A 14,478-nucleotide genomic window follows, 5' to 3' on the forward strand; every position below is an offset into this window, starting at 1 on the left:
TGTAAAACTGTAAACAGAGACTAAAAACTGAAAACTATATTCTTAATTTATAATATCAAATCCGCAGTAAGGGCGTAAAACTTCCGGTATTACGATTCCTTCCGGCGTTTGGTAATTTTCTAAAATTCCTGCTAAAACTCTAGGCAAAGCAAGTGAACTTCCGTTTAATGTGTGAGCCAAATGGTTTTTACCGTCTTTGTCCTTGAAACGTAATTTCAAACGATTTGCCTGAAAAGTTTCAAAGTTAGAAACTGAACTAATTTCTAACCAGCGATCCTGCGCTGTAGAAAATACTTCAAAATCATACGTCAAAGCCGATGTGAATCCCATATCACCGCCACATAAACGTAAAACGCGATATGGCAATTTCAGTTCTTTCAAAATATCTTTTACATGTTCTACCATTCCGTCCAGTGCTTCATAAGACTTATCAGGATGTTCAACGCGCACGATTTCTACTTTATCAAATTGGTGTAAACGATTTAATCCACGAACGTGTGCGCCGTAAGAACCCGCTTCACGACGGAAACATGGTGTATATGCGGTGTATAAAACCGGTAATTCAGTCTCGCTTAATAAAACATCACGAAACAAATTTGTAACCGGAACCTCAGCAGTTGGAATCAAATATAAATCATCAATTGTTGAGTGGTACATTTGCCCTTCTTTGTCCGGTAATTGTCCCGTTCCATAACCTGAAGCTTCGTTTACCAAATGCGGCACCTGAACTTCATTGTATCCTGCAGCAGTATTTTTATCTAAAAAGTAATTGATCAAAGCACGCTGTAAACGCGCTCCTTTTCCTTTATAAACCGGAAATCCCGCACCTGTAATTTTTACGCCCAATTCAAAATCGATGATGTCGTATTTTTTTACCAATTCCCAGTGAGGTTGTGCACCTTCATGTAAAACCGGAATATCACCTTCTTCAAAAACATTCAAATTGTCGTCCGGAGTTTTTCCTTCAGGAACAATATCAGCCGGAAGATTGGGTAAAGTGTATAATTTATGGGTTAATTCGGTTGCCAGAGCTTCTGCTTTTTCACCTAATTCTTTACTTTTTTCTTTTAATGAAACGGTTTTTTCTTTTAAGATTGCCGCTTTAGCTTTCTCTCCCGCTTTCATCAATTCCCCAATATCTTTGGATAATTTATTAGATTCAGATAAAGTGTTGTCTAATTCTACTTGAGTTGCGCGACGGTTTTCGTCTAATTGCACCACTTCTTCAACAACGCTTTTAGCATCGATATTTCGTTTTGCTAAAGCCTTGATTACTTTCTCCTGATTCTCTCTAATAAATGCGATCTGTAACATAGCTTGATTTTTATAACTATTGTATTTTTTTATAATGGAAGCAAATTTAAGGAAATGTTTCCTAAGATTACGACAAAGTTCAGGAGGAAAAGTTATTTGATGCGCAATTCCGCAGAGATTCGCAAAGGTTACACAGAGGTGCGCAAAGTTTTTTTTAATATTCCTTCGTGAAACTCTGTGAAAATACTTTGTGCACCTCTGTGAAATCTCCTTTCGAAAATAAAAAATAAGTAAATTGCATTTAAAAAATCAGAACATGCTAATCGATAACTTTATTGAAGATTTCTCAAAGACTTTTACAGATTTAAATCAATCGGAACCCTGGAATATTACCAATGATCTCAAAAATATAATCGGAAAGATGATGTTGAATCTTGGAGATGATTATAAAATAGAAAATAATATTGCCATTCATAAATCAGCCACAATTGAAAATAATGTTACAATAAAAAGTCCCGCAATTATAGGCGCGGATTGTTATATTGGCGCAAATGCCTATTTTAGAGAAGGTGTATTTTTAGATAAATCCGTAAAAATTGGTCCCGGCTGCGAAATAAAAAGCAGTATCATTTGTTCCAACACTGCAATTGCCCATTTTAATTATATCGGCAATAGTATTATTGGCAGAAACATCAATTTTGAAGCGGGTTCAATCGCAGCAAATCATTATAACGAAAGAATAAATAAAAAGATATCGGTACTTTATAATTCTCAAATTATTGAAACCAACTCTGATAAATTTGGTTCTTTAGTTGGTGATAATTCCAGAATTGGAGCAAATGCCGTATTATCTCCCGGAACAATATTAGCTAAAAACTCAATTGTAAAAAGACTGGAATTAATAGAACAGGTGAAATAAGATTATTTAGCAGAGATAAAGAAAAATCATACAGTGATTTTTTTAAATTTTGAATAAAATCGAACCCCAGCAGGGTAATATATTTATAGAAACAAATTGATTCGATATAAAACCCCAGCGGGGTGAAATCTTTAACTCCTTAATATATCGCTCCGATGGAGCTTAGAATAAAATACAATAAATTTTCTATAAATATGGCGCTCCAATGGAGCTTTATTTCCAACATAAATAGCTATTACAAATACACCTATTCCTTAATCACTTTAAAAGTTTCTACTAAATCACCTTTCGAAACTTTAAGGACATAAAATCCCGAAGATAAAGTCGAAACATCAATTTTACCATCTGTACTTTTTCCTTTTAAAACCGAAATAGAATCAAAACTAAAAAACTCATAATCAAAATTAACTGAACTAAAATTCATGACTGAAATACTTGCAACAGCAGGATTAGGAAAAACATAAGGCTTTTTAAGATCTGTAATTTCGGGCTGAACATTATTGCAGGCACTTTCTAACAATGAAGATAAATCTGCCTCATCATAAACTAATGCATAATGGAGTTCATTTGCTTTCCGGAACAGTTCGCAGGCTTTTTTGTATTTATGCTGATCCAGATAAATGATTCCGAGATTTTTCATTGCATACGAATTGTTTTTATCCATTTCCAGCGCATATTTCAAATCGGCAATTCCTTTATCTGATTCTCCCAGTTTATGATACAATAAACCGCGAGTAGTTCTTAAATCCCTTCCGCCATAAGCTGTGGTTCTGACTATAATTTCTTTTTCATATTTAAAAGCTATTGTAATATTTTCCATCGCTTTTTGATAGTCGCCCATATCGCTCAATAACCTGGCAAGTGCCCATTGTGCTTGGGGTGTTTCAGGTTTCTCGGCTATAATTTTCTCTAAATAATAGCGTGCTAAATCATATAATTTTCGTTGTTGCAACAAAGTTGCAAAGTTGTATAAAATGCGTAAATCATCAGGTGCATTCTTTATGGCTTTGTGGTAATAATTAAACGCAAAACCTTCCATTTCCAGCGCTGCATAAATGCTTGCTAATCTGTCATAAAGCTTGCTTCGAAAAGCATCACGCTTTTTTACCAATGAATCTGTTAGTACAATATTTTTGTTGCTTGGATCTTTGTCAATAGAATATTCAACCTTTTTTAAATCTTCAAGTGCTAATGTTGTATTGCCAAGACTAATACTCAAAACACCCCTATTAAAAAGATCATTAACTCTCGTGGGATTATAATTTGTTTTGACGTTAATCTCCGTCATTAGTTTTAAGGCATTTTTAACCGTTTCTTCCCTGTCTGTATTAAAAGGCAATTTATGATCTGTTCTGCTTACTAATTTTCCGTGCGAAAAATTCCAGGTGACCAGTTTTTCACCTTGTTTATTGTACTGAAAAGCATCAGCATCTTTCAATCCTTTATCGTCATAATAAAAAATCTCATTTAGTTTTCCGTTTGAATAATAGGTTTTGGTGCTGTCCGGTTTTTTATCGGGTCCAAACCATATTTCAACCGAAACTACATGATCATCATAAAAATAACGGGAAACATTTTCAGGCGTGTTGTCACTTTTTTCCTGACCAGAAAGTAAAACGGGCAGCAACAATAAAGCAAAAATTATTTTTTTATAAATGACGAGTTGGTTTGTCAAAGTGTAAGGTTTAAATAGAACTCCAAATTACGGATAAAATTATTTCTGTTCAACTAACAATTCTTTCAAATCATTAGTTTTTAAAAATGTTGCAAAACGTCCGGATAATAATAACATTTCACGTTCTTCAGGAGTAATTCTAAGTTTTGTTTCAACGTGCGATGCATATTCATACAACATCAACACTTGTCTGGCAGATAAATCCCTGAATTTTTCTTTGTCTAAAGTGGCTACGATTACAATTCCGTCTTTATCCTTTTTAAAGGAATCTTCGCCAAATTTAGTAATCAGTTCCTGCTTGAAATTGGTGTATAATTTGAGCCAACTACTTGATTCATCATTTGTGTTTTTTAATTCAAACACTAAATCTTCATAATTATCGTCCTTTTCCATTTTCATTAAATAATCCCGAATCGTGGTAAAGCCAATAATCTGATAATTAGCAACCGGAATTTTATAACGCTCAAAAGTGTTTTCTATATCTTTATCAAAAGTCATATATCGCGTTTGAACCGTGTATAAAGAAGCGGTTTCAAATAACGAAATCAATCTGATTTTTGCATCGCTTATATATGGTGTTTTTTTTCCTTGTCCGAGGCAATCAATAAAAAGTGCTTTTTTGTTTTTATCATTCACTTTTGTATCGTTATGAAGCAATTCGACCAACGTTTTATAGCCCATATTATCAGAAGCGCCGCCATCAACAATACACAAAATTTTATCCTGATTTTTTACGCCAAATTTCACTTTTGGCAAAACTCCCGGAAATGCAGAACTCGCCGTAATGGCATAAGTTACCGGAAAATTATAACCTTCATTGACTTTGTTTTCGTTCAGGGCAATTTCGGCTTTATTGGGCGCCAAAGACGAATTAAGATTCAAACCTCTGATAATATGCGGCATAAACGGAATACGTTCGCCATTATTAAATGCAGTTCCGTTCGCTACAAACATGGGTAAAGACGGAATTATTTTACTATCCTTTGGAATAAAAAAATCCGACAATAACATTTGTGAATCAAACTTATTGACATTATCCGGATTTATGGCGTCGTATTGCAAAATATCCGAATCAATACGTTGTGTCATCGATATTTTATCGCCTTTTTCATTTCGGCTATTGTTTAATAAAGACAAAATATTAGCCGATTTATCGACATAATCTTTATAGGCATCGGCTTTAGAAAAGTAGAATTCATTGAAAGAGCAATTGTCAAAAAACAGTTTATTCTTGAGAATCGTTAAATAATATCCTGCCGAAAAACAACCGCCGGAAACGGTAGAAAAATAATCTATTTCGTTTAAAAAGTTACGCTGAGAATTGGCTTCCTGAATTTCTTCTAAACCTAAAAGTACGCCCATACTAAAAAACTGAGCTCGTGAACCTCCGCCCGAAATCCCAATTCCCAAAGCAATATTAGGATTCTGAAACTTTTTATCCCTTTCCTGAACAGACTTATAATCGCTCAACGAAACCGAAGGAATCGAATTATAATTAATCTCTGAAAAAAGGTTGATTTTATTTTGAGAAAATCCTGTTTGAAGAAAAAGCAATATTAGGCAGTATCTGTATCTCATTTTGGGCTTTTTTAATCGCTAAATTGCTCAACGCTAAATTAATAAAGTTATTTCAGAAAGTAGTGAGAACAGTTCATAAAGATTCCCTAAGTTTTTCTAAAGAAATTTTAATTTAATCGTGCAAAAACGCAAAGGCGCAAAGTTTTATTTTCTTTGCGCCCTTGCGTCTTTGCGTGAAATCTTGTAGACACGCAAACAACAACTTTGCGAAACTCTGTAAAAAAACTCTGTGAATCTCTGTGGCAAAAAAACCTTTTCCGCTTAAATAAATATTCCAGCTAAAAACCTCTGAACCTTTGCCGCTTGAAACCTCTGGACCTAAAATTAAGCTCTCTTAATCTCATGACCAACATATTCCTCTAATGTAGCAAACATATCATCAACCGAAAGCACTTCAAAGTCAGGGTGGTTTTTAAGGAAATCTGCATTTAGCGTAATCAGATTTTCTTCTATTTCGTAGAAAGTATCGTTGATTAATAAATCTCTCGTTGGGTTTACGCCTTCAAGTTTTCCGCTTAAAAATTTATTCAGCTTAACACTGCTCATCAATTTTACTTTTTTGCTTAATTGCTGGAACAATTCAAGATGTTTTTCGGCGCCAATTAAAGCCAAACCTTCTTCGATAAGTTCGTTTAGTTCCTTGTTCCAACCGGATTTATGCACAAACTGAGCAAAATTTCCTTCGGCATATTGCGAGTAATAATAATCAAGATAATAACTCATCAAAGCATCTTCGTGAATAAACTCATCATCAACACCTTCCTCACGCATTAAATTGATTACCGAAATATTAGAGTGAATCACATCCTGAAGATTTTCACTATTCATTGCTGTTTCAGAAACTATTATTTTACCGAATTCCTCCATTTTGATTTTTTTAAATATTGATTTGCAAATTTCAGTTAAATAAAAACAGAAAAGAAATACAATCCCATTTAAATAGCATCAGATTCGTCGTTATTCTTTTTCTGATTCATTTTTGCCACCAAAGCCTTCAAACGCAAAGCATGCGCTTTTTTCTCCTCTTGGATTTTGGCTTTTTTCTTATTGAGCAATTTAGTATGTAAAGCCTTGTTTTTGGTGTTTTTTTCGGGACCTTTTGCCATGATTTTTGCTTTTAAATTACTTTTGCAAATATAAGAAATTGATGGGAAGAATTTTTTGGGCGTTCCCTCCGGTCGGGCTATTCGCTGCAAGTCCTCGCACTTCCTTCGTCAGGCTGTGGGCTTTTCTCTGCTATCCCTAACGCAACTTGGTTTGATGATAAATTTAGTTTTTTTTGTCATTCAACCAAAGAGATTAATCAATCCCAACATTTACGCATAGTAAACCGGACAGGTTTTAAAAACCTGTCCGGTTTCGCGAACGGATGAAATGACAAGATTTTATTCATCAGCCCTTTAAAAATCCCCAACAAGTACCTCATTCATCTCACTTAACATTTCTAATTCGTCCAAAGGAAACATTTGAAGAACTGTTTCTAAAATAAGACTAACATTAATAGAAGATTTTTTAATTGTATGTTCTTCGTTATCAAGCGCTAAAATGCATAATTTTAACATATTCGTAATAATACAACCAAGTTCATAATAATCTACCAATTTAAGTTGGGCGGTGTGAAACTCTGTTTTATCAATAGATGGATTCAAAGTAGTGCAATATTTGGCAGTTAATTTTCTAAGATTCCTTAAAGTTTTAATTTCATTTGATTCCATAATATTTGTATATTTTAATTGTATTATTATCAATCGCTTTTAAATTCAGTTTTTCAATTGTTTGTTATCCGAAAAATACTACTTTTGATTCGTGCCGCAAGTAAGCATTACATTCATTTGTTAGGAACTACTTATAATGGTTTATCACAAATGCTAACTTGTGTTTTACTACACTAAAACAGAAATTTTTACAAGAATTTTAAATATCTTTGAATTATGAGTACAGCGATAAAACCAAAACATATTGGGCGAAATATTAGCCGAATAAGAGAACTTCGAGGAATGAAACAAGAAGCACTTGCTTTTGCAATTGGCTTAAGCCAGCAAACCGTTTCTAACATTGAAGGAAGTGAGAATGTTGACGAAGAAAAATTAAATGCAATTTCTGAAGTTTTAGGAGTTTCTGTAGAAGCAATTAAAAATTATAGTGACGAAACTGTATTGAATATCATTAGTAATACATTTACTAGTAATGATAGTTCGACTATAAATGCAATTAACTTACAACCTAGTTTTAATCCTCTCGACAAAGTAGTTGAACTTTTTGAAAGATTAGTTCAATCTGAAAAGGAAAAAGTAGAATATTTTGAAAAAATATTAAAAGGCAAATAGCCTTATAAAATTATAATTATTGCAAAAAGAGACTTACGAGTCTCTTTTTAGTTTTAAACTAAGAAACTCGATAGCGCGGATTTGCAATCCGTGTCCGCAACGATATGACAAAATCTTAAAAGCGTAATATTTTAAATCACTTTGTGGGCACGGATTGCAAATCTGCGCTATCGGTCGGCTTACTAAGAACCAAACACTTTATTATGAAAATAAAAATTATACTTATTTCATTAGTTTTATTATTTCTCTTTGGTTGTAAAAAAAAAGAATCAAATGTAGATTTTAAATATTTTGATTTTTCATATAATAATACTTTCGAAACATGTTTTTCAGTAAAATTTACTCCAAATGACAGTGTTTATATTAGAGAACACTGGAATGCCAATAATGCTTTTGATAGTACAAATATTCCTAGAGCCAAAAGAAACTATATTGGTTTAATAAGTGAAAAGGATAAAAAAACATTGATTAATTTAATTTCTAAAACACAATTAGGGAAATATAATTCCGAGTATGAGGAGAATTATAGTGATGGAAAGTATTACATTTTTTATATTGACAAAGATTCGATCAAAAAATCAATTGCAATACATAGTTATAAAGATGATGTTCCAACAGATCTGGATTCTTTAGCAAAATGGATTTATAAATGGAAGAAAAAAGTAAAATTAATCGAAACCGATAAAAAACTAACTTTTTTTAGTTCAAAATATATTCTTCCGCCAACTCCACCTCCATTAAAAACCGAATAAAATGAAACCAACCTTCTTCCCTACCCAAAATGAATTTAGAGCGTGGTTAGAAAAGCATCACCAGAAAGAAACCGAACTTTTAGTGGGTTTTTATAAAGTGAACAGCAAAAAACCATCAATGTCGTGGTCAGAATCTGTTGATCAGGCGCTTTGTTTTGGCTGGATTGATGGCGTTCGAAGATCTATAGATGACGAAAGTTATTCGATTAGGTTTACACCAAGGAAAAAATCGAGTATTTGGAGCGCAATCAACATAAAGAAAATCGAAGATTTAACCAAAGCAGGATTAATGAAACCCGAAGGCGAAAAAGCTTTTGCCTTAAGATCTGAAGATCGATCCGGAATTTATTCGCATGAAAAGGAACCTTCTGTTCTTGATCCCGATTTTGAGAAACAGTTTAAAGCCAATAAAATAGCCTGGGAATATTTTAATACGCAAGCACCATCGTACAAAAAAGTTATGATTCACTGGATTATGACGGCAAAACAAGAAAAAACCAGAATTTCGAGACTTGAAAAAACAATAAACATCAGCGCAGAACAAAAACGAATGCTATAAAAGAAAAACGTTTCATTGTAACCAAGATCAAAGAACAAATAGTAACTTTAATCTATCGTATTAATTTCATCAAACCCAAAACGTAATGAAAGATAGAATAGCCTTAGAATATTTCGTTTTAGATGTATTCTCTAATAAGAGTTACAAAGGAAATCCGTTGTCTGTTGTTTTTACTGATGGCGATTTAGCATTAGAATCGTATCATAACATTGCAAAGGAATTTGGTTATTCTGAGACTTCATTTGTTTATTACTCTATCGCTCAAAAAGCGCTTAAAGTTCGATCTTTTACGCCTGCAGGTTTTGAAGTTGATGGTGCCGGACACAATTTATTGGGCGCCGTTTGTGCTGCATTATTCAAAAATATAAAAATATTTGATGAACAAAATGAAACCGATCATTTTGTTATCATGAAAGATAATCCAATCAAATTAACAACAAGTTTTGATCCCGTTACAGAATTTCCCATTGTGCAAATGCATCAAAAACAAGCGGTTATTGGTCAGGAAGTTCCCGCTTCAAGAATCGCAAAAGCACTTGGATTAACGATTGATGATCTAACCGTTGATGATCTATTACCCACAATAGTTCAAACCGAAGTTGCGCATGTAATGGTTCCCATAAAAAACCGACGATTTTTACACGATTGCATTCCGGACAACAAACGATTAATCGAAATTTCTAAGGAATATGACTTCGAAGGTTTCTACTGTTTTACAATCGCCGATGAAGATCCCCAAAATATAGTCGAAGCCAGATTTTTCAATCCCTTAATTGGTATTGATGAAGACGCCGCAACAGGAACTGCCGCGGGTCCGTTAATTGGATTTTTAACCGCAAACAAATACGCGCAACTTAATACCGAATATAAAATTTTACAAGGTGTAAAACTAAGTCAACCTTCGCTGATTGAAGTTATGTCGCGAGAAAATGACATTTTGGTTGGTGGTTCTGCGGTTATCACGATGCGCGGAGAAATATATCTATAAAAAAAGCTGCGTGATGCAGCTTTTTTTATTGTTTATTTTTTAATTTCCTGTGGTAAAGTTTTCTGTTGTTCTGGCGGAATTCTCTTCTGTAAAAACAAAATTTGTCCCAAATGACTTGACTGATGTTCCATAACATGAAACCAGCAATACTGATTACTCATATCATATTTCGTTTGAATCTGAGTAAACCAGGCATCATCTCTTTTCTTTAATTCTGATATTGTTTTTGCTCTTACTTCATTATAAATATCCAGATAATATTGAATTTCATGCCCTTTAAATTCATCTCGTCCGGCCTGTTCAAGATTCAAAGCGTTCCCCCATTTTTTCTTTTCTTCTTCGTTAAATTCTCTATTTTCAAAAGTAATAACCTGATAGTATTTTTCGGCAGCAGCCAAATGCATTACAAGTGCTCCAATTCGGTTGGCATTTTCATCATGCAAGTAATCAATTTCATATTGATTCATATTCTGAACCGCGTATTCAACACGATCTTTAAGATCTTCAAGCATCGAAATCATGTCGGCAATTTTTGGCGATGCACCTTCAACGTTTCCTATTTTTCCGGTTTCTTTTATTATTATACCACTTCCTTCAATTAGTAATGAATGTTTTCCATCTACGCTTGATTTATCCGAAGAAATCTTAAATTCCTTAACCTTAACATTTTTTTGTTTCGCATTACCTAAATTCCATTTTGGAATATCTGTATTGGTTGCAAGGGTTTCAAAACTTGAATTTAAAATTGTTACAGGTTCAAAAACACCTTTTGCATTTTCGATAAACAATTGAAATTTATCAAAATAAAATTTTCCGTTTAGCTCACAAATTCCTCCAAAAACCAATGTTTTACTATTTTGATCAATCGTTCCTTCAATAGTATAAGATTGCCATTCTTTTGATTTTATTGGTCTGTCGTGCATATTATCAGCAAATCCCTGTTCCTCATCTTTATTAAAAACTCTTGCAAAAACTCCGCACCAGGCTCCCGGATCGTTAGACTCCACTTTTGCCGAAGCAATTATTCTGAATTTTTTCTTTACCGGAGTCTGGATATCTATTGTTTGACGAAAAGCCATCCATTGGCTGGAAATAATTCTTTGAGTCTGAGCTTTTACCGAAGCAAAAGTTAAGAACAATAACAGAAAAGCTATTTTTTTCATTCTTTATGTTTTTAAAATTTTTCGTAAATATAACATACTTTTTTAAGGAAATAACTCAACAATATTTTGAAATTTTTACAAAAATGCAATAAAAAAAAGCTGCATAATGCAGCTTTTATATAATAACCAGAAAATAAGATTTCTTAGCTTGTTTTCATTGGTGGTAAATCGAATGCGATTGAATCGTGCTCGAAGTTATTACGGTGTCCGCCATCGCAAAAAGGTTTGTTTGCAGATAGTCCGCAACGGCAAAGTCCTAATGCAGCTCTTCCTTGTAGTCCGTAAACAGTTCCTTCAGCATCCATGATTTCAAAATCACCTTCGATTTTGATAGATCCGTTTTTATTGATGATTAATTTTGTCTTGCTCATAAAATTGTCTTTGTTTTTTTCAAGGCAAAGATTGCGAAATAAATTTTTAAGATTTTAATTGGAATGCTAGTTTAAACTGGTTCTATTTTAGGTTTTACCACAGAGATTCACAAAGTTTTCCAAGAAGATGCACAAAGTTATTTTTTTCAATCTGAGCGAAGTCGAAGTCCTGCAAAGTTTCTATTGGATTGATCTGAAATAATCGCGCGAAGGCGCTAAGTCGCAAAGGTTTACTCGTTTGTCAGGCTGAGCGAAGTCGAAGTCCGCAAAGGTTTTTATGAATTGGATTGAAATAATCGCACAAAGTCGCAAAGGTTTACTCTTTTGTCAGGCTGAGAGAAGTCGAAGTCCGCAAAGGTTTTTATGAATTGGATTGAAATAATCGCACAAAGGCGCAGAGGCACAAAGGTTTAATATTTACATTCATTTTTGAATAGATTAAAATCCATCCCTACAATATGCTCCAAGCCAAAGGCGCGCTCGAAAAAGTTCCGAAGGAACGATTCATCTTATAGGGCTGGACTTCAGTCCAGTCTAATAACGCAAGAAATTCCGCAATAATGTCGCAAATTTGTGTCAAATTACTAGTGTGATTTCTCCTCAGTCGAAATGATAAACTATACGATTAAGCGTCAACTTTAAATTAAACTTTGCGCATTTGCGCATTTGAAAGATTAAAAAAAATTTGCGAATCTCTGCGAAATTGCTTGCGAAACTCCGCGGAACAACAAAATCTCAATTCTATTGCTTATTTTTGCACTCAATAAAATTGAGTTATGATACAAAATCCAAAGAGATATACTATTACGGCGGCATTGCCTTACACCAACGGACCGATACATATTGGGCATTTGGCGGGGGTTTACGTGCCTGCAGATATTTATTCGAGATATTTACGTTTACAGGGAAAAGACGTTGCGTTTATTTGCGGAAGCGATGAACATGGCGTTGCAATTTCGATGAAAGCCAAAAAAGAAGGAATTACACCACAAGAAGTTATTGATAAATACGACGGAATTATTAGAAAATCATTTGCTGATTTTGGGATTTCGTTTGATAATTATTCCAGAACTTCGGCTAAGATTCATCATGATACGGCTCAGGAATTTTTTAGAAAACTGTATGATAATGGTGATTTTATTGAAGAAATAACAGAGCAATTATACGATGCAAAAGCAGATCAGTTTCTGGCAGATCGTTTTGTGGTAGGAACTTGCCCAAGATGCGGTAATGACGGAGCTTACGGAGATCAATGCGAAAATTGCGGATCGACTTTGAATGCTACTGATTTGATTAATCCAAAATCGACGATTACAGGAGAAACTCCAATATTAAAATCGACAAAGCACTGGTTTTTACCTCTTGACAGATATACTGAATTTTTAACCGAATGGATTCTTGTTGGTCATAAAAACGACTGGAAACCTAATGTTTACGGACAAGTTAAATCTTGGGTTGATGGCGGACTTGAACCTCGTGCCGTAACTCGTGACCTTGATTGGGGAATTGATGTTCCGGTTGAAGGTGCCGAAGGAAAAAAATTATATGTTTGGTTTGATGCGCCAATTGGGTATATTTCATCAACAAAAGAATGGGCGTTGCGCGAAGGAAAAGACTGGGAACCATACTGGAAAGACGAAGAAACGAAACTGGTTCACTTTATTGGGAAAGACAATATTGTTTTTCACTGTATAATTTTCCCGGCGATGCTTAAAGCAGAAGGAAGCTATATTTTGCCGGACAATGTTCCTGCAAATGAGTTTTTGAATCTAGAAGGAAATAAACTTTCAACCTCTAAAAACTGGGCGGTTTGGCTGCACGAATATTTAGAAGAATTTCCGGAGAAACAAGACGTTTTGCGTTATGCATTAACTTCTAACGCTCCTGAAACTAAGGATAACGATTTTACATGGAAAGATTTTCAGGCGAGAAACAACAATGAATTGGTTGCTATTTTCGGTAATTTTATTAATCGTGTCGTTGTTTTAACAAACAAATATTACGACGGATATATCCCGACTCCGAATGAATTATCTGAAGTTGACGAAAATACTTTAACTGAATTAAAAGCGTATCCTGCCGTGATTTCAAGTTCAGTCGAACGTTACAGATTCCGTGAAGCATTGGGTGAATTAATGAATGTGGCGCGTTTAGGGAATAAATATCTTGCCGATGAAGAGCCTTGGAAAGTAATGAAAGACAATCCGGAACGTGTAAAAACCCAAATGTATGTTGCCTTACAAATTGCGGCTGCTTTGAGTATTCTTGCTGAACCGTTCTTGCCTTTTACTGCGGCAAAATTGTCAGGAATACTGAAAAATGAAGGCAAATTGAAATGGAATGATGTTGCCGAAAATTCAGAATTGATTCCGGAAGGTCACCAAATTGGTGAAGCTGAATTATTATTTGCTAAAATTGAAGACGAAGAAATACAAAAACAAATAGACAAATTGGAAGCTACTAAAACGGCTAATATTGCTGAAAACAAACAAGCAGAACCTCAAAAAGATCTAATTCAATATGAGGATTTTGCTAAAATGGATTTACGTGTAGGAACAATAATCGAAGCAGAAAAAATGCCGAAAGCAAACAAACTTTTGGTTTTGAAAATTGATACGGGAATTGACGTTCGTACCATAGTTTCCGGAATTGCCGAAAGCTTTTCGCCAGAAGAAATTATTGGTAAACGTGTTACGGTTTTAGCAAACCTTGCACCAAGAGCTTTACGCGGAGTTGAAAGTCAGGGAATGATCCTGATGACAACAAATGCCGAAGGAAAACTGGTTTTTGTAAACCCGGATACTGATGCGCCAAATGGTGAAACGATAAACTAACTCTTTTTGTGAAAAATTAGATGAGAAATGTTAAACATGGGAATTTTCTCATGTTTTT

The 14,478-nt window shown here is 34.2% G+C and carries 14 protein-coding genes; 6 read left to right on the forward strand and 8 right to left on the reverse strand.

The features are described from left to right. Positions 1–42 precede the first annotated feature (42 nt). Positions 43–1,314 (reverse strand): serine--tRNA ligase, encoded by a 1,272-nt coding sequence (gene serS, locus ACHRVX_RS07110; protein ID WP_395330685.1) that lies wholly within the window; start codon positions 1,312–1,314, stop codon positions 43–45. 256 nt (positions 1,315–1,570) lie between these two features. Here serS and ACHRVX_RS07115 point away from each other — a divergent pair, with 256 nt between their 5' ends. After that, complete coding sequence (locus tag ACHRVX_RS07115; RefSeq protein WP_395330687.1) at positions 1,571–2,173, forward strand: DapH/DapD/GlmU-related protein; 603 nt, start codon at positions 1,571–1,573, stop codon at positions 2,171–2,173. Between the two features lie 247 nt (positions 2,174–2,420). On the opposite strand, the gene ACHRVX_RS07120 is transcribed toward ACHRVX_RS07115, so the two are convergent. The 5 genes from ACHRVX_RS07120 to ACHRVX_RS07140 all read right to left on the reverse strand — a co-directional run bounded on the left by ACHRVX_RS07120 (position 2,421) and on the right by ACHRVX_RS07140 (position 7,141). Further along, positions 2,421–3,848, reverse strand: a complete 1,428-nt coding sequence (locus ACHRVX_RS07120; RefSeq protein ID WP_395330689.1) for a tetratricopeptide repeat protein — start codon at positions 3,846–3,848, stop codon at positions 2,421–2,423. A gap of 39 nt (positions 3,849–3,887) precedes the next feature. Further along, positions 3,888–5,426 carry a patatin-like phospholipase family protein gene (locus ACHRVX_RS07125; RefSeq protein WP_395330691.1) on the reverse strand — a complete coding sequence of 513 codons (1,539 nt, stop codon included), beginning with the start codon at positions 5,424–5,426 and terminating at the stop codon, positions 3,888–3,890. 324 nt (positions 5,427–5,750) lie between these two features. Further along, on the reverse strand, positions 5,751–6,293 hold the full coding sequence (locus tag ACHRVX_RS07130; protein WP_395330693.1) for a hypothetical protein: 543 nt from the start codon (positions 6,291–6,293) through the stop codon (positions 5,751–5,753). A 68-nt stretch (positions 6,294–6,361) separates the two neighbouring features. Continuing rightward, positions 6,362–6,532 (reverse strand): hypothetical protein, encoded by a 171-nt coding sequence (locus ACHRVX_RS07135; RefSeq protein ID WP_395330695.1) that lies wholly within the window; start codon positions 6,530–6,532, stop codon positions 6,362–6,364. Positions 6,533–6,826: 294 nt separating this feature from the next. Continuing rightward, the gene (locus tag ACHRVX_RS07140; RefSeq protein ID WP_395330697.1) at positions 6,827–7,141 is read right to left on the reverse strand and encodes a hypothetical protein; all 315 of its coding nucleotides are present in this window, start codon (positions 7,139–7,141) and stop codon (positions 6,827–6,829) included. 216 nt (positions 7,142–7,357) lie between these two features. Between ACHRVX_RS07140 and ACHRVX_RS07145 the strand changes: the two genes are divergently transcribed. The 4 genes from ACHRVX_RS07145 (at position 7,358) to ACHRVX_RS07160 (ending at position 10,052) form a co-directional block, all read left to right on the forward strand. Next, positions 7,358–7,753 carry a helix-turn-helix domain-containing protein gene (locus tag ACHRVX_RS07145; protein ID WP_395330699.1) on the forward strand — a complete coding sequence of 132 codons (396 nt, stop codon included), beginning with the start codon at positions 7,358–7,360 and terminating at the stop codon, positions 7,751–7,753. Between the two features lie 203 nt (positions 7,754–7,956). Then, positions 7,957–8,505: a hypothetical protein gene (locus ACHRVX_RS07150; RefSeq protein ID WP_395330701.1), complete on the forward strand. Its 549-nt coding sequence runs from the start codon at positions 7,957–7,959 to the stop codon at positions 8,503–8,505. Between the two features lies 1 nt (position 8,506). Continuing rightward, positions 8,507–9,064 carry a YdeI family protein gene (locus tag ACHRVX_RS07155; RefSeq protein ID WP_395330703.1) on the forward strand — a complete coding sequence of 186 codons (558 nt, stop codon included), beginning with the start codon at positions 8,507–8,509 and terminating at the stop codon, positions 9,062–9,064. An 85-nt stretch (positions 9,065–9,149) separates the two neighbouring features. Further along, a complete protein-coding gene (locus ACHRVX_RS07160; RefSeq protein ID WP_395330705.1) occupies positions 9,150–10,052 on the forward strand; it encodes a PhzF family phenazine biosynthesis protein in 903 nt (300 codons plus the stop codon). 32 nt (positions 10,053–10,084) lie between these two features. On the opposite strand, the gene ACHRVX_RS07165 is transcribed toward ACHRVX_RS07160, so the two are convergent. After that, a complete protein-coding gene (locus ACHRVX_RS07165) occupies positions 10,085–11,215 on the reverse strand; it encodes a DUF664 domain-containing protein (RefSeq protein ID WP_395330707.1) in 1,131 nt (376 codons plus the stop codon). 143 nt (positions 11,216–11,358) lie between these two features. Next, a complete protein-coding gene (locus ACHRVX_RS07170; RefSeq protein ID WP_213302895.1) occupies positions 11,359–11,586 on the reverse strand; it encodes a CDGSH iron-sulfur domain-containing protein in 228 nt (75 codons plus the stop codon). A 776-nt stretch (positions 11,587–12,362) separates the two neighbouring features. Here ACHRVX_RS07170 and metG point away from each other — a divergent pair. Beyond that, entirely contained in the window at positions 12,363–14,420 is a 2,058-nt protein-coding gene (gene metG / locus ACHRVX_RS07175) for a methionine--tRNA ligase (RefSeq protein ID WP_395330709.1), read from the forward strand. Positions 14,421–14,478: the final 58 nt, after the last annotated feature.

This window comes from Flavobacterium sp. FlaQc-47 (assembly GCF_044006475.1).
GTDB lineage: Bacteria > Bacteroidota > Bacteroidia > Flavobacteriales > Flavobacteriaceae > Flavobacterium.

Bases quoted from the DNA above. Each gene is read 5' to 3' on its own strand.
- serS (WP_395330685.1), bottom strand. From the start codon at position 1,314: ATGTTACAGATCGCATTTATTAGAGAGAATCAGGAGAAAGTAATCAAG.
- ACHRVX_RS07115 (WP_395330687.1), top strand. From the start codon at position 1,571: ATGCTAATCGATAACTTTATTGAAGATTTCTCAAAGACTTTTACAGAT.
- ACHRVX_RS07125 (WP_395330691.1), bottom strand. From the start codon at position 5,426: ATGAGATACAGATACTGCCTAATATTGCTTTTTCTTCAAACAGGATTT.
- ACHRVX_RS07130 (WP_395330693.1), bottom strand. From the start codon at position 6,293: ATGGAGGAATTCGGTAAAATAATAGTTTCTGAAACAGCAATGAATAGT.
- ACHRVX_RS07135 (WP_395330695.1), bottom strand. From the start codon at position 6,532: ATGGCAAAAGGTCCCGAAAAAAACACCAAAAACAAGGCTTTACATACT.
- ACHRVX_RS07140 (WP_395330697.1), bottom strand. From the start codon at position 7,141: ATGGAATCAAATGAAATTAAAACTTTAAGGAATCTTAGAAAATTAACT.
- ACHRVX_RS07145 (WP_395330699.1), top strand. From the start codon at position 7,358: ATGAGTACAGCGATAAAACCAAAACATATTGGGCGAAATATTAGCCGA.
- ACHRVX_RS07150 (WP_395330701.1), top strand. From the start codon at position 7,957: ATGAAAATAAAAATTATACTTATTTCATTAGTTTTATTATTTCTCTTT.
- ACHRVX_RS07155 (WP_395330703.1), top strand. From the start codon at position 8,507: ATGAAACCAACCTTCTTCCCTACCCAAAATGAATTTAGAGCGTGGTTA.
- ACHRVX_RS07160 (WP_395330705.1), top strand. From the start codon at position 9,150: ATGAAAGATAGAATAGCCTTAGAATATTTCGTTTTAGATGTATTCTCT.
- ACHRVX_RS07165 (WP_395330707.1), bottom strand. From the start codon at position 11,215: ATGAAAAAAATAGCTTTTCTGTTATTGTTCTTAACTTTTGCTTCGGTA.
- ACHRVX_RS07170 (WP_213302895.1), bottom strand. From the start codon at position 11,586: ATGAGCAAGACAAAATTAATCATCAATAAAAACGGATCTATCAAAATC.
- metG (WP_395330709.1), top strand. From the start codon at position 12,363: ATGATACAAAATCCAAAGAGATATACTATTACGGCGGCATTGCCTTAC.